We start from the raw sequence: 14,343 nt of genomic DNA on the forward strand, positions 1-14,343 counted from the left end.
AAGGACCCCCGCCATGACGACCATCCTCCGCACCGCACTTACCCTGGTCCTGGCCGCTTCGGCCACGATCGCCACCGTCGGCATCGCGACGCCGGTGCTCGCAACCGATGCGCCGACGACGACGATCAGCGTCCCGTTGCACAACCTGGGCAACCCTGCCGTCCGCGCCAGGCTCGACGCCGCGGTCCGCCGCGCCGCCAAGCGGATCTGCACCAGCAACGGGCACCGGCCGACTGCCACCATGATGGCCGAGCGCGCCTGTGTCGACACCGCAATCGCCAACGCCCTGCCCCAGGTCGAGATGCTCGCCGCGTGCAGTGCCGGCGGCATGGTTGCAGCCGCCACCGTCCCGACGAAAACCGTCAGCCAGTGACGCCTGCCGCCGGCGGGCGCGCCGCCCCTCGCGCGCCCGCCGGCCCCATTCTTCGATGGAGCCGCAATGAGCGTCATCAGCCTGAAAACTACCGACGCCAAGCCCAGTGGCGCCGCCATGGATCGGCAGGTCGAGACCCGGCGGATGCCGCTGTCGCGCCGCCTCCTGATCGGCGCGACGTTGCTGGTGTTTGCCGGCGCTGCTGCAACCTGGTTGGTCACCGGCAGTCTGGAATCGCAGACGATCGCCACGCGCAATCTGACCATCGCCACGGTCAAGTCCGGCACTTTCGACGATTTCGTGCCGCTGCGGGCGCGCGTTACGCCGCTTGTCACCGTCTACCTCGATGCCGTCGAAGGCGGCCGGATCGATCGCGTACTTGTCGAGGACGGGGCCACTGTGACAGGAGGACAACCATTGGCTAATCTGTCCAACGCGACGCTCCAGCTTGATGTGATTGCGCGTGAGGCCGACGTCAGCCAGCAGCTTAACAACTTGCGCTCGCAGGAACTCGAGCTCCAGCGCAGCCGGCTGGAAAACCGGCGCAACCTCGCCGAGATCGAATGGCAGGTCCAGCGGACCAATCGCCAGCTCGATCGCGATACGCGCCTTGCCGCCGGCGGCTGGGTGTCTGGCAAGGCCCTCAAGGATTCGCAGGACGAAGCGCTGTACCTCGGCCGCCGTCGCGCCATAACAACCGAGACCATGGCGACCGAGGAGCGCCTGCAGAGCAGCCAGCTCGCCCAGTTGCGGAGCGCCGCCAGCCAGCTGTCCGCCAACCTGCGGCTCGCCCGCGCCAGCCTTGAAGCGCTGGTCATCCGGGCGCCCGTGTCGGGGCAATTGTCGGGCTTCAACCCGCAGGTCGGCCAGAGCCTCACGCGCGGCGAACGGCTCGGCCAGGTCGACAGCGCCGGCCGCAACAAGCTGGTGGCGGCGATCGATGAATTCTATCTCGGACGGGTCAGGCCCGGCCAGCGCGCCAGCGTCGAATGGAACGGTCGGACCTGGGCATTGACCGTGGCCAAAATCTATCCGCAGGTGACGGGTGGTACCTTTACCGCCGACCTGACCTTTGACAGTGGCGAGCCGCCGGCACTGCAGCGCGGCCAGACCCTGCAGCCGAAACTGACCCTCGGCGATCCGGCGCCGGCGGTGCTGGTGTCAAACGGCGCCTTTTACCAGGACAGTTTCGACAAGGCGTCGGGCGGCGCCACCGCCTTTGTTGTCGCCCCTGACGGCCGCAGCGCCGAAAAGCGTCCGGTCCGCCTTGGTCGCCGCAATCCCGACAATATCGAAGTCATCGGCGGGCTCGTACCCGGCGACCGCGTCATCACCTCGGCCTACACCGGCTTTGCCGACAAGCAACGCCTCAAGCTTTCAGGAGAATAGCCCATGCTTACCTTGTCGGCCCTCAAGAAGGCCTATCGCACCGAAACGGTCGAGACGACGGCGCTCGATAATATCGACCTCCAGATCGACGCCGGCGAGTTCGTCGCCATCATGGGCCCGTCGGGCTGCGGCAAGTCGACGTTGCTCAACATCATCGGCCTGCTCGACCGGCCGAGTGCCGGCTCCTATCGGCTCGAAGACCGTGAAGTGGCAAGGCTGGGCGAAAGCGAGCTGACCGACATCCGCAAGCGCCGGATCGGGTTCATCTTCCAGAACTTCAACCTCATTGACGAGCTGACGGTGCGCGAGAATGTTGAACTGGCCCTGCTCTATCATGGCATCAGCGCCGCCGAGCGCCGTACCCGCGTCGACAAGGTGCTCGACAAGGTCGGCATTGCCCACCGCGCCGGCCACCGGCCAAGCCAGTTGTCGGGCGGTCAACAACAGCGGGTCGCCGTCGCCCGCGCCGTTGTCGCCGAACCGCCGCTGATCCTCGCCGACGAACCGACCGGCAACCTCGACACCGTGCACGGTGAGGAGGTGATGCGCATGCTGCGCAGCCTCAACGAGGACGGCGCCACCATCATCATGGTCACCCACAGCCCGGCGCACGCCGATTATGCCGGCCGCGTCGTCAACATGCTCGACGGCCGCGTGCTGCTCGAAACCCGCCGCGCTGCCTGAAGGATCGGACCATGCTCCAGAATTACCTGATGACCGGCCTGCGCTCGCTGTCGCGGAACCGCGCCTTTGCCGCGATCAACATCCTCGGCCTCGCCATCGGCATGGCGGCGTGCATCATGCTGCTGCTCTTCGTCCGCTATGAAACCAGCTACGACGACTGGCTGCCGGGACACGAGCGCGTCTACCAGGTCCAGACCTTCTACGATGACCCGGACAACAATCGCGAGCACGGGTCGCAGATGTCGGCCTATGCCGTGGGGCGCACGCTGGCCAAGGATTTTCCCGAGATCGAGGCCGTCGCCTATGTCGCCCGCGGTTCGCCCGTCATCCTGCAGGATGGCGTCGCCTCGACCTCCGAAGTGCTGATGGCCGACCCGAGCTTTCTCGATATCGTCGCGCTGCCGACGGTGCGCGGCGATGGCCGCACGGCCTTGAGAGACATAAATGGCCTGGTGCTCACCGAAAGCGAGGCCGCCCGGCGATTCCCCGGCGTCGATCCGATCGGCAAGACGCTGTCGATGGTCCGCAACGGCAAGGTCATCGACTATCACGTCACCGCGGTGATGCGCGACCTGCCCAAAAACTCCCATGTCGCGATGACGATGGTGGTGCCCTACAACACCGCCGTCATCGGCCAGCCGCCTGAATTCTACACCCGCTTCGGCTGGAATGCCGGGTATAACTATGTCCGGCTGCGGCCCGGCGTGACCCCCGCCGACATCGGCCCGCGCCTGGCGGCCTGGGAAAAGCGCAACATCGCCCCCTATGATGTCGGCGGCGTGATGGTCAGCGAAGGCGACACCACCGACTGGAAGCTGGTCCCGGTCACCGACGTCCATCTCGGCGAGGCCAGCGACGGCGGGCTGACCCCCGGCAACGATCCGCGCACCATAGCGACCTTTGCACTGGTTGCCGTGCTGATTCTGGCGATGGCATGCATAAACTTTACCAATCTTTCGACAGCACGGGCCGGGCAGCGCGCCCGAGAAGTGGCGCTGCGCAAGGTCATGGGTGCCAGTCGTGGCCAGTTGGTCACGCAGTTCCTGGGTGAATCGCTCGTCGTCGCGGCGCTGGCGATGATCGTCGCGCTGGCCATCGTCGAGCTGACGCTGCCGGCGCTGTCGGCCTTTCTCGACGCCGATCTGCGGCTTCACTATCTCGGCGCCGGCGGCATACTGGCGCCGATCATCGCGCTCGTCATCGTCGTCGGCATCGCCGCCGGCCTGTATCCGGCCTTTGTGCTGTCGCGCTTCGATCCGGCGCCGGTGCTGAAGTCAAATCGCAGCGGCACCGACACGCAAGGTTCAGGCCGGCTGCGCAGCATCCTTGTCGTCGGCCAGTTCGCGGTATCGATCGCGCTGGTCATCTGCACCGCCGTCGTCGCCGCGCAGACCGCCTATGTCCGCTCCGCCGACGGCGGCTATGACCGCACCGGGCTGCTTCAGGTCACCGGCATCGGCCGGCGGCAGATCGAGCCCGTCGCCGACAATCTGGTCGATGCCGTCGCGCGGGTGCCGGGGGTGGAAGGCGTCGGCCGCACCACCATCGGCGTCAATACGCAAAGCAGGATCAACACCTCGGTTCGCATCGACGGCAACCCGCGCCCGTTCGAGGTCGGCAACTACAATGTCGATACCGGCTTTTTTGGTGCCATGGGGCTGAAGCCGATCGCCGGCCGCCTGTTCGACCGCGCCAACCCCGGCGACGACGGCCGCGCCGGCAGCGGCACCGAGGCGACCGATGACGAGCAACGCGCGCTGGTCGCCCGCGGCATCAACATCGTCCTCAATCGCGAGGCCGTCAGGAAGCTGGGGCTCGGAACCCCGCAACAGGCGGTCGGCAAGACCATTCGCGTCGCCGCGGTGGCGGAAAAGTTCGGCCTGGTGCCGGCGACCGTCATCGGCGTGGTGGCCGACCTGCGGCTGCGCTCGTTCCGGGACCCCTATGAACCGATCATGTTCATCTATGATCGCAGCTATCTTTCGGAAATGGTGGTGCGGGTGAAGGCAAATGAAGCCGGCGCGGTGCGTGACCGTGTCGAGGCGGTGTGGAAACGCTATGCCCCGCTGGTGCCCTTCCAAGCCGAATTCGCCGACGATATCGTGCGCCAGCAATATGATGCCGACGAAGCACGGGCAACGACATTTGCGGCCTTTGCCGGCCTCGCCATCATCGTCGCCTGCCTCGGGCTTTATGGCCTTGCCGCCTTCACCGCCGAGCGCCGGACGCGGGAAATCGGCATCCGCAAGGTGCTCGGCGCCCGCACCCGCGACATCGTGCGCCTGCTGGTCTGGCAGTTCTCCAAGCCGGTGCTCATCGCCAACATCATCGCCTGGCCGGTCGCCTGGTGGCTGATGCGCGATTGGCTCAACGGCTTTTCGGACCGGATCAACCTCGGCCCGCAATGGTTCATTGGTGCCGGCGCCGCCGCTGCATTGATCGCCGCGACGACGATCATCGGCCACGCCCTGAAGGTCGCCCGCAGCAGTCCGGCGCTGGCGTTGCGCTATGAATGAAACGTGACAGCGGCGTGCACCGGGGCGGCGTTCGCCAATTGTTAAGTCCCGCAAATGAAATGCTGATCTTTCATGGCGTTCCACGAAATACTTGACGGCGCGCTGCAGCTCGACTTTATATTGGGTCGGGGGCGTTTCTTATGCAGCATGCAGCGTTGGTTGCCGACGATCGGTCGCGCCAGGACACACATGTGCCTGACATCGACGTGTCGATCGTCATGCCGTGCCTGAACGAGTTTGGCTGTCTTGCGCATTGTATCGCCAATGCGCACGCGGCGCTCGACCGGCTGGCGGCCGAACTCGGGCTTTCCGGCGAAATCGTCGTCGCCGATAACGGTTCGACGGATGGCAGCCAGGCGCTGGCCCGGCAGCTCGGCGCGCGGGTCGTCGATGTCCCGGTCCGCGGCTATGGCGCGGCCTTGCTGGGCGGCGGCCGCGCGGCGCGAGGCCGTTTCGTACTGATGGGCGACGCCGACGGCAGCTATGACTTCACCGAGGGCGTGGCGATGATCGCCAGCCTGCAGGGCGGTGCCGACCTCTGCATGGGATCCCGCTTCCAGGGCGGCATCGCCCCGGGCGCCATGCCGTGGAAGAACCGGTACATCGGCAATCCGGTGCTGACCGGCCTGCTCAACCTGATGTTCCGGTCAGGCATCGGCGATGCGCATTGCGGGTTGCGGGCAATTCGCAAGGATGCGCTGGTTTCGCTCCGACTCGCCGGCACCGGCATGGAATTCGCCAGCGAGATGGTCATCAAGGCCGCGTTGCGCCGCCTGGTCATCGAGGAACGGCCGGCGACACTGTCACCCGACCTGCGCGGCGGCGCCCCGCACCTGCGGCCCTGGCGGGACGGGTGGCGGCATCTGCGCTACCTGTTCATGCTCAGCCCCACCGGGTTGTTCGCTGTACCCGCGCTGCTTGCCATGGCGAGCGCCGTGCTCATCCTGATCGCGTCCTGGCTCGGCACACGCGGCATCATCGCGCCCACTTTCGGCACGACATGGACTGTCTTTGCCGGCGCCCTTCTCGGCCTCGGCCACCTTGCGCTGGTCATGGCGGTGGCCACGCATCTCTACGGCGTGAAGGCCGGCTATCGAACGCCGCACACGCTGATGATCCGCCTGCGCGACATTCTCACGCTGGAAACCATGCTCATCACCGGCGGCGCGTCGATCCTCGGCGGCGCGTTCGGCCTGTTGCTGGTCGCGGCGGGTTGGTCCGATGCCGGCTATGTCGCGCTCGCCTCGGTGCTCCCCGTCGTGCTCGCCATCGCTGCCGTCGTCCTCGGCGCCCAGACCGTGTTCGGGGGTTTCCTGCTCGCAGTTATCGGCGGCAACGAAGCAGCGTTCCTCGCCCATGGCGGTCATACCGCCGACGTGATCGAGTTTCAGCCGTGATCGTCGATCCCGGGCCAGATGCACCTTGGCTGACGGTCATCGTGCCGACACACAAGGGCGACCAGTGGCTCGCCGAGACGCTGGAATCCGTGGCTGGCCAGGCCGTTGCCGGCATCGAGGTGCTCGTCATCGACAGCAGTCCGACAACGGCGACCGTCGACATCGCCCGCAGCTTCGCCGGCCGCATCGATGTGCAGGTCCACGAGCGACCCGATCTTCTGATGTGGCATGCCAAGACCAACTTCGGGGTGACCATCGCCCGCGCCGCGCATGCCTGTTGGTTGCATCAGGACGATCTGTGGCTTCCCGGCCGCGCCGACGCGGCCCGGCGCTGGATCGATGACGACCCGGCAGCGGCGCTGCTCCTCGCCCCGTCCGCGATCGTCGACAACAGCGGGCGAACGCTCGGCGTCTGGGGCTGCCCGTTGCCGACGGACGGCGTCGCACCGGCCGAACTCGTACTGGAACGGCTGCTTGTCCAGAATTTCGTTTCAGCGCCGGCGCCGGTGTTTCGAACCGACGCCTGGCGAGACAGCGGCGGCCTCGACGAGGAACTCTGGTACACGGCCGACTGGGATATCTGGCTGAAGATGGCGGCAATCGGCCACGTTCGCTATCGGGAGCAGGTCACCACGGCGTTCCGTATCCACGGCGGGTCCCTGACGATGACAGGCAGTCGCGACATCAAGGATTTCACCAACCAGATGCAGGTCGTCCTCGATCGCCACCTGCCACGGGTAAAGGCTTCATCACAGCGTGTCAGGCGCGCCGCTGCGACGTCGATCGCCGTGAACACCGCACTGGCGTCGGCGGCGACCGGCAACTTCGGCAAGCTGCCGCGTGCCCTGTTGGACCTGCTCGGGCTGGGGCCAGCCGGCCTGCATCGCTATTTTCGGGACTCCCGCATTGTCGAGCGCGTCCTGCCGAGGTTGCGCGCCAATCTGCAGGGCAGCTTCTGACCATGGCTGTCGGAGCGATGATCAGGCGCGCGTTCGGTCCGTTCGAACATCAGGTAAGCGACGCCTATCGCGCCATTTTCATCGATATCGGCGCATTGGCCGACCGCACGCACCAGTGGGTTCCGAACGCGCGCCGCATTCTCGAGGTCGGCTGTGGCGAGGGTGCGGTCACCGAGCGCCTGCGGGCCTTGTATCCGGACGCGGAGATCACCGCCATCGACGTCGCCCCCAACCTGGGGCGGCTGTATCGCGGCCCGCGCCATCGCCTGCGCTTCATTCACTGCCCGGTCGAGGATATTGCCGCCAGTGAACCGGCATCATTCGACCTGATCATATTGAGCGACGTGCTTCATCATGTCCCCGATGCCTTGCGACGGCCGCTGCTGGCGTCGATCCGGACCGCATTGGCTCCTGACGGCAGCTTTCTGTTCAAGGACTGGGAACGGACCTTCACGCCGATCCACTGGATGTCATATCTTTCCGATCGATGGCTGACCGGCGACCGGATCGGCTACCTCGGCCTTGCAGAGCTGAGGACCATCCTGGCGGACAGCTTTGGCAGGTCCGCCGTCGTTGCGGAGGCCCGGATCGGCCCGTGGCGCAACAATTTTGCAGCGCTGGTCCGGCCGTGACGCGCCGGTCCCATATCGGCCGGACCGCCTGTTACACGGTGATCGGCGCCGCGTGCGCGATCATGCAGAACGTGGTGATGATCGCCGGCGCGGCGCTGGGCGCCCATTACATGCCGCTGGCGGTGCTGGCGTTCGCCATCGTCACGCCGCTGGGCTACCTGCTGCATGCGCGCTACACTTTCGTCGCACCGCTGTCCTGGCGCGACTTCATGCGGTTTGCATCGGGCATCGCGGCCGGATTTCCGCTGTATTTCATCGTCATGGCGACACTCTGCTCGGGCGTCGGCCTGCCGGTCGTCGTTGCGGCCCCGGTCGCTACTATCGTGCTGTACGTCTGGAACTACCTTTCCGCGCATTGGGCCATCTACCGATGACTTTCGAGCATGCGGGTATAGTGAGGATCGTGTCTTGACCGGCCAGGAAATCGCCGAGCGGATCGAAACTCCGGAGCCGGCCGCCCTGGTGCCGACCGGCAGGTCGAATGGACCCCGCGCGGCGCGCATCGCTGCGATCCTGCGCTGCCCGCAATGCCGCGGCGTATTGACGATGTCCGATGCCGACGTCGGCTGCGCGCCATGCCAGGCCTCCTACCGACATCACGGCGATTGTTTCGATTTCGCCGCAGCGGCGCTGCCCGATACCGAAGATGCCTCGTTCCAGCAGGAACGCATGCACCACCGCAGCCTGCGCGGACGCCTCTACGACCTCGGTCAGCGGGTCATCACCAGCGAGTATGCGCCGTTCGACCACCGCGCGGCCTTTCTCGCACAGATCGAACCCGGCGCGACCGTCGTGGAACTGGGCTCGGGCAACCGCCGCCTGAACGACGGGATCATCAACATCGATCTGTTTCCGTTTCCCAACGTCGATATCGCCGCGGATATCGAGAAATCCCCGATTGCGAGCAATTCCGTCGATTACGTGATCCTCGACAGCGTGATCGAGCATGTCCCGAACCCGCAGGCCGTCATCGACGAGGTGCTGCGTATCCTGAAGCCACGGGGCAAGTTGTTCTGCATAAACCCGTTCCTGTTTCCCTATCACGGCTATCCGGCGCATTACTGCAACTTCACCCGGGATGGCATGCAGCAACTGCTGCGCAACTTTTCCTCGGCGGTTGTCGAACCGCACTATGGTCCAACGAGCGCCGTCATCAACATCCTAAGCGAATATGTCGCCGTCAGCATCGCGGGCCAGCGCCGCACGCCGTATCTGGTGATCCGGGCCTCCATGCTGCTCGTCATCGGCTGGCTGCGCTTCATCGATCGCTGGCTGATCCGCTCTCCTCAATCCTATCGACTGGCAGGGATGATCTGTTCGGTGGCGGTGAAATAGGGACGGCCACGCACCGGCTATCTTGCACCGATCAGGCAATCCGCGGTCAGGCCCGGCACCATCTTCTGGCCGCCGGCTTCATCGGGGTTGCGCCGAACAAACCCCGTCGCCGCAAACGCATCGCGGCCCACCAGGCTCACAGCGCCGCGTCGGCAAAGTTCGGCAATCTGCGCGATCGACAGATGCCGGCTGGAAAACACCAGCGGCCGGTTGGCCAGGGTTGCGGCGTTGCGCACTTGGTCGATGGCCGTCGATGGCGGGCTGGTATCGACAATCACGAAGTCCGATGGCTGACGGCTGATCAGCGCGGTCAGCCGGACATAAGGCTCGACAAACCGGTGCGTCGACCAGAGCAGGAACGGGATCAGCAACACCGCGGTCGCGCCGCCGAGCGTCGCGACCAGCCTGTCTGCCGACGCGCGGTGCGCGATCGCCGCCTGGCGATAGCCATAGCCCGCAAGCAGCAGCAGGTTGCCCATAACCGGATGCAGGTAGCGATAGCCCCAACCATGGCCCTGGCTGGGCAGCAGGATCACCATCGCCACCAAGGTCATCGCGACGCCGCTCGCCAGCGGCGCCGCGATGCCCTGACGATTGCGGATGCTGGGCAGCGCCAGCACCAGCAGCGGCCCCAGGAACAGAGGCGCCCAGGTCAGGGTTCGCAGCAGATTGAACAGCGTCTTTTGCAGCGTGAACGGGTCGCGCTGCAGCAGCAGCGGAATAACTCGATCTTGAAGAAAGCCGCCTGCACCTGCGACACTGCCGTTCGCGGCCGTAATCCCGCTAAGGCTGGTCACAAACTGCGGATAACTGATCCAGAACAGGCCGGCCGCAGCATAGGCGGCGACATAGGCCAGGAATGCCCGCCAGCGACGATCGAGCGCCAGGCCGAGAATGAAGGGCGCCGCGAACAGTGGGTGAAAGATGACCTGGTGATAGCCGACCGCAACGAGGCCCACCACCATTGCACCGGCATGAGCGGCGCGGCGGCCATCGAGAAACAGCGACAGCCAGAGCAGGTTGAGAAACAGGTGGCCGGCCATCGCATAGCTGGTCATCGCGTTGACGAGGATCTGCGTCGACAGGATATAGCCTAGGAGGACGGTCCAGACCGCACCCGCCGAGTCCGGGAACAACCGCCGCGCCAGGTGATAGATGAGCAGCAAGCCCAGCGCGGTCAGCACTGGGTTCAACAGCGCCGGATCGGCAACCAGGCTGAACAGCGCCCGCGCCGCGGCGTTCATCGGCAGATAGGCGGACACCAGCAGCCGGTTGTCGGGAACGTCGAGCAGGAACGTCGGCACCAGGGCCTTGAAATAGCCCGCCCAGGCGGCATCCATGGGCTGGGCCAGTCGTCCTGCCCGGTAGATGGCCATGTCGAACACGACCATGTGCTCGTCCCGGGTCAGGGGATAATTCAGCATGACGACATAGGTGCCGAGCCACAGCAGCCCGGCGAGCACGATGGCAGCACCGGCGATCTGCGGCGACGTCGGCAGCCTGTCCGGCAGCCGCAGCGCCGGCCGCCATACAATCGCGAGCAGCAGCAGCGCCATCATCGCGCAGGCGACGAAATAATCCTGGATGTAGAAGAAGAGCGCCGAAATCGAAGTGACCTGCTGCTGGGCAAGGATCACCGTCAGCAGCAACACGAGGAACGACGTCGATCCGACCGCCACCGGGACGCTCGATAGTCGCAGATCCTTCACAGATGCCCCCGCCGATCCCAGCCGCCCCTGCCGCCGGCCGTAAACCGCGTTGGTCGCGGATTGCGCAGCGGATGGCAAGATGTCGCCGCCGCTCCGGCTGGTTTGACCGCGCTTTGCCATTCCGTCACGGTGTCCCCCGGGGAGATTGCACGATGGCGCTCGACGGCTACAGCCGCTTCACGTTTCAGCGCGAGGGCCGCGTGCTGACCGCGACGATCACCGGCGCCAACCCTGTCAACGGCGTCGACGGCCTCATGCACGACGAACTGGCGCGGGTGTTCACCGACCTTCAGCACGACACCGACAGCGACATCATCGTGCTGACCGGTGCCGGTCGCGCCTTTTGCGCCGGCGGCGATTTCGCCTGGTTTGCCGAACAGATCGCCGACCCCAGGAAGTTTCGCGATATCGGCTGGGATGCCAAGCGCATCGTCACTTCGCTGCTCGACCTCGAAAAGCCGATCATCTGCCGGATGAACGGCGCTGCTGCCGGGCTGGGCGCCACCATCGCCCTCCTTTGCGACATCATCATCGCCGACGAGCGCGCCGTCATCGGTGACCCGCATGTGAAGGTCGGGCTGGTGGCCGGCGACGGCGGTGCGGTCATCTGGCCGCAGCTTATCGGCTATGCCCGCGCCAAGGAATATCTGCTCACCGGCGACATGCTGACGGCCACCAAGGCCGCCGAGATCGGCCTCATCAACCACGCCGTCCCCACCGACCAGCTCGACGCCAAGGTCGCCGAGCTGGCCGCCAAGCTGATGGCGTCCCCCCGCTGGGCGGTGCGCTGGACCAAGACGGTGACAAACACGCCGCTGAAGGCGCTCGTCGCCCAGATGATGGACACCTCCATCGCCTATGAGATGATGTCGAACATGGCCGCCGACCGCGCCGAGGCGGTCGCCGCCGTCCGTGAGCGCCGCGCACCGACGTTAACCGGGGAGTGACCTTGCAGAGCTTCGTCGACGAACCGGCGCATATCGGCCAGCTGCGAGACACTGTCGCGCGGTTCGTCGCGCAGCACGCGCCGCGGGAAGCGCGCATCGCCTGGGATCGCGCCCATGCCTGGCCGCGCGACGTCTATGCCGAGCTCAACAGGCTGGGCCTGACCGCGCTGACCGTGCCGACCAAATATGGCGGCGCCGGCCAGGATATCGTCGCCGCCATCGCTGTCATCGAGGAGCTCGCCCAGGTTGGGCCGTGCCTGGCGGGGCCGTTCATCCACACGGCCTTTTATGGCGGCATGAACCTGTCCGAGAACGGCTCGGCCGAACAAAAGGCCGAATATCTGCCGCGCCTCGCCCGGGGCGAGCTGTTCTTCGCCTATGGCCTGAGCGAGCCCGATGTCGGTGGCGACCTCGCCAGTGTCTCCACCCGCGCCGAAATGGACGGCGACAGCGTCGTGATCAACGGCGCCAAGCGCTGGTGCTCGGGCGCCGACTGGGCGCATGTCATTTATGCGCTGGTCCGCTCCGGGCCGGCGGAAGACCGCTATCGCAACCTGTCGTTCGTGCTGATCCCGACCGATACGCCTGGCGTCACCATGCAGGACATTCATCATGGCAACCTGCGCTACACCGCAAGCCAGGACGTCTATCTCGACAATGTCCGCATTCCAGCCGCCAATATCGTTGGCGGGCCGGCGATGTGGAACAAAGGTTGGAAGCTGCTCGCCGGCCGTGCGCTCGACGTCGAAAAGCTGGAGATCACTGCCGTCGCCTTCGGCATAGCCCGGGCCGCGCTCGACGAAGCCTGGGCCTATGCCCAGCAGCGCGTGCAATTCGGCAAGCCGATCGCCCAGCACCAGAGCGTCCGGCACAAGCTGGTAACCGCCCGGACAAAGCTGCAGGCGGCCCGCCACATGCTCTACCACGCCGCCTGGCTCGCCAACGAAGGCAGGGCATGCTCGGTCGAAACCAGCATGGCCAAGCTGTTCGTTGCCGACACCGGCGTCGAAATCGCGCTGATCTGCCAGCAGGTGATGGGCGCCTATGCCCTGACTGACGCTTTTGACATGGAACGTCATGTTCGTGATCTGCTCGGCATGCCGATCGTCGGCGGATCGAGCGACATGCAGAAGAACAACCTCGCGTCGCTGTTGAAGCTGTGAGCCTGCTCGACGCCGCCCGCGATCTCGCACCGACCATCGCCGCCCGCGCCGCCGACACGGAAGATGGGCGCCGCCTGCCCGCCGACCTTGCCGCCGATATGGCCGCCGCCGGCCTGTTTCGCATGGCGGTACCGAAGCGGCTGGGGGGCGCCGAAGCCACTCCGGCCGAGATAATCGCCACGCTGGAGATCCTCGGCGCCGCCGATGCCGCGACCGGCTGGTGCGCGATGATCGCCGGGACGACGGCGTTGAGCGCCGCCTGGCTGCCAGACCCCTGGTCGGTCGAGGTGTTCGGCGATGCCGCCACGATCAGCGGCGGTGTTTTCGCACCGATGGGCAAGGCGATCGTCGAGGGCGACGATTTTATCGTCTCGGGCCGCTGGTCGTGGGCGTCCGGTTCGGCCAATTGCGACTGGCTGGTCGGCGGTGCGCTGATCTTCGACGGCGGCACCATGCGCATGCTCGCGAGCGGTGCCCCCGATCACCGCATGATGATCTTCCGCCGCAGCGAGGTCGAACTGATCGACACCTGGCACGCGAGCGGCATGCGCGGCACCGGATCGGGCGACATGGCCGTGGCGAATGTCCGTGTGCCGCGGTCGCGCAGCGTCTCGTTCATAACCGACACACCGCGCGACGAGGGGCCGCTCTACGCCTTTCCTCCTTTCGGGCTGCTGGCGCTCGGCATCGCTGCGGTCGCGGGCGGCAATGCGCGCGCCGCGCTCGACGACCTGAAGGCGCTGGCGACGACCAAGAAGGGCGCCGGGTCGTCACGCGTTCTCGCCGACCGTAGCGTTGTCCAGGCCGATTTCGCCCGCGCCGAGGCCGATCTTGCCGCCGCCCGCGCGCTTGTCACCCTCACCGTCGCCGAAGCCTGGGCGCTCGCCACCACCGGCTCGACTCTGGACGCGGATATCCGTGCGCGGCTGCGGCTGTCGGCGACCCACCTCACCCGCACCGCCGCCGATGTCGTGCGGACCGCCTATGACCATGCCGGCGGCAGCGCGGTGTACAGCAGTCACCCGCTGCAGCGCCGGTTCCGCGATGCCCATGTCGCGACCCAGCACATGATGGTGGCGCCGCCGACCTATGAGCTGGCGGGTCGCGTCCTGCTCGGCCGCGAAGTCGATATCGCCACCCTATAGTCCTTTACTATTATCGGCTTGTCGCCGTTGTTGAACACAACAGTTCAGGGTTTCCAACGGGGCGGAAATGTGATTGAAGCATCCATGACAGGGG

General features: G+C 66.1%; 13 protein-coding genes. 12 read left to right on the top strand and 1 reads right to left on the bottom strand.

Annotation, left to right across the window (positions count from 1 at the left end; all coding sequences use genetic code 11):
- Nucleotides 1-13 precede the first annotated feature (13 nt).
- The 9 genes from ACP7AI_RS16775 to ACP7AI_RS16815 all read left to right on the top strand — a co-directional run bounded on the left by ACP7AI_RS16775 (nucleotide 14) and on the right by ACP7AI_RS16815 (nucleotide 9,285).
- Nucleotides 14-373 (top strand): UrcA family protein, encoded by a 360-nt coding sequence (locus ACP7AI_RS16775; protein WP_426169841.1) that lies wholly within the window; start codon nucleotides 14-16, stop codon nucleotides 371-373.
- A 66-nt stretch (nucleotides 374-439) separates the two neighbouring features.
- On the top strand, nucleotides 440-1,762 hold the full coding sequence (locus ACP7AI_RS16780) for an efflux RND transporter periplasmic adaptor subunit (RefSeq protein ID WP_426169843.1): 1,323 nt from the start codon (nucleotides 440-442) through the stop codon (nucleotides 1,760-1,762).
- A gap of 3 nt (nucleotides 1,763-1,765) precedes the next feature.
- Entirely contained in the window at nucleotides 1,766-2,446 is a 681-nt protein-coding gene (locus tag ACP7AI_RS16785) for an ABC transporter ATP-binding protein (RefSeq protein ID WP_426169846.1), read from the top strand.
- A gap of 11 nt (nucleotides 2,447-2,457) precedes the next feature.
- Nucleotides 2,458-4,962, top strand: coding sequence for an ABC transporter permease (locus ACP7AI_RS16790; RefSeq protein WP_426169848.1), 2,505 nt, complete (start codon nucleotides 2,458-2,460; stop codon nucleotides 4,960-4,962).
- Between the two features lie 191 nt (nucleotides 4,963-5,153).
- A complete protein-coding gene (locus ACP7AI_RS16795) occupies nucleotides 5,154-6,359 on the top strand; it encodes a glycosyltransferase family 2 protein (RefSeq protein ID WP_426169850.1) in 1,206 nt (401 codons plus the stop codon).
- A gap of 41 nt (nucleotides 6,360-6,400) precedes the next feature.
- Entirely contained in the window at nucleotides 6,401-7,318 is a 918-nt protein-coding gene (locus ACP7AI_RS16800) for a glycosyltransferase (protein ID WP_426169853.1), read from the top strand.
- 17 nt (nucleotides 7,319-7,335) lie between these two features.
- Nucleotides 7,336-7,950, top strand: a complete 615-nt coding sequence (locus ACP7AI_RS16805) for a class I SAM-dependent methyltransferase (RefSeq protein WP_426169855.1) — start codon at nucleotides 7,336-7,338, stop codon at nucleotides 7,948-7,950.
- Nucleotides 7,947-8,324, top strand: a complete 378-nt coding sequence (locus ACP7AI_RS16810; RefSeq protein WP_426169857.1) for a GtrA family protein — start codon at nucleotides 7,947-7,949, stop codon at nucleotides 8,322-8,324. Before ACP7AI_RS16805 ends, ACP7AI_RS16810 begins: the two co-directional genes overlap by 4 nt.
- Nucleotides 8,325-8,358: 34 nt before the next feature.
- Complete coding sequence (locus ACP7AI_RS16815; protein WP_426169860.1) at nucleotides 8,359-9,285, top strand: class I SAM-dependent methyltransferase; 927 nt, start codon at nucleotides 8,359-8,361, stop codon at nucleotides 9,283-9,285.
- 17 nt (nucleotides 9,286-9,302) lie between these two features.
- Here ACP7AI_RS16815 and ACP7AI_RS16820 read toward each other — a convergent pair whose 3' ends face one another.
- The gene (locus ACP7AI_RS16820) at nucleotides 9,303-10,994 is read right to left on the bottom strand and encodes a hypothetical protein (protein WP_426169863.1); all 1,692 of its coding nucleotides are present in this window, start codon (nucleotides 10,992-10,994) and stop codon (nucleotides 9,303-9,305) included.
- A 152-nt stretch (nucleotides 10,995-11,146) separates the two neighbouring features.
- Between ACP7AI_RS16820 and ACP7AI_RS16825 the strand changes: the two genes are divergently transcribed.
- The 3 genes from ACP7AI_RS16825 to ACP7AI_RS16835 are packed head-to-tail and all read left to right on the top strand — an operon-like array spanning nucleotide 11,147 to nucleotide 14,249.
- Nucleotides 11,147-11,941 carry an enoyl-CoA hydratase/isomerase family protein gene (locus ACP7AI_RS16825; RefSeq protein WP_426169865.1) on the top strand — a complete coding sequence of 265 codons (795 nt, stop codon included), beginning with the start codon at nucleotides 11,147-11,149 and terminating at the stop codon, nucleotides 11,939-11,941.
- On the top strand, nucleotides 11,938-13,104 hold the full coding sequence (locus ACP7AI_RS16830) for an acyl-CoA dehydrogenase family protein (protein WP_426169867.1): 1,167 nt from the start codon (nucleotides 11,938-11,940) through the stop codon (nucleotides 13,102-13,104). Before ACP7AI_RS16825 ends, ACP7AI_RS16830 begins: the two co-directional genes overlap by 4 nt.
- Entirely contained in the window at nucleotides 13,101-14,249 is a 1,149-nt protein-coding gene (locus tag ACP7AI_RS16835) for an acyl-CoA dehydrogenase family protein (protein WP_426169869.1), read from the top strand. Before ACP7AI_RS16830 ends, ACP7AI_RS16835 begins: the two co-directional genes overlap by 4 nt.
- Nucleotides 14,250-14,343 lie beyond the last annotated feature (94 nt).

This window comes from Sandarakinorhabdus sp. DWP1-3-1 (assembly GCF_049896705.1).
In the GTDB taxonomy this organism is placed as follows: domain Bacteria; phylum Pseudomonadota; class Alphaproteobacteria; order Sphingomonadales; family Sphingomonadaceae; genus Sandarakinorhabdus.

Coding starts and splice junctions, on each gene's coding strand:
- ACP7AI_RS16805 (WP_426169855.1), top strand. CDS start 7,336: ATGATCAGGCGCGCGTTCGGTCCGTTCGAACATCAGGTAAGCGACGCC.
- ACP7AI_RS16790 (WP_426169848.1), top strand. CDS start 2,458: ATGCTCCAGAATTACCTGATGACCGGCCTGCGCTCGCTGTCGCGGAAC.
- ACP7AI_RS16780 (WP_426169843.1), top strand. CDS start 440: ATGAGCGTCATCAGCCTGAAAACTACCGACGCCAAGCCCAGTGGCGCC.
- ACP7AI_RS16785 (WP_426169846.1), top strand. CDS start 1,766: ATGCTTACCTTGTCGGCCCTCAAGAAGGCCTATCGCACCGAAACGGTC.
- ACP7AI_RS16825 (WP_426169865.1), top strand. CDS start 11,147: ATGGCGCTCGACGGCTACAGCCGCTTCACGTTTCAGCGCGAGGGCCGC.
- ACP7AI_RS16775 (WP_426169841.1), top strand. CDS start 14: ATGACGACCATCCTCCGCACCGCACTTACCCTGGTCCTGGCCGCTTCG.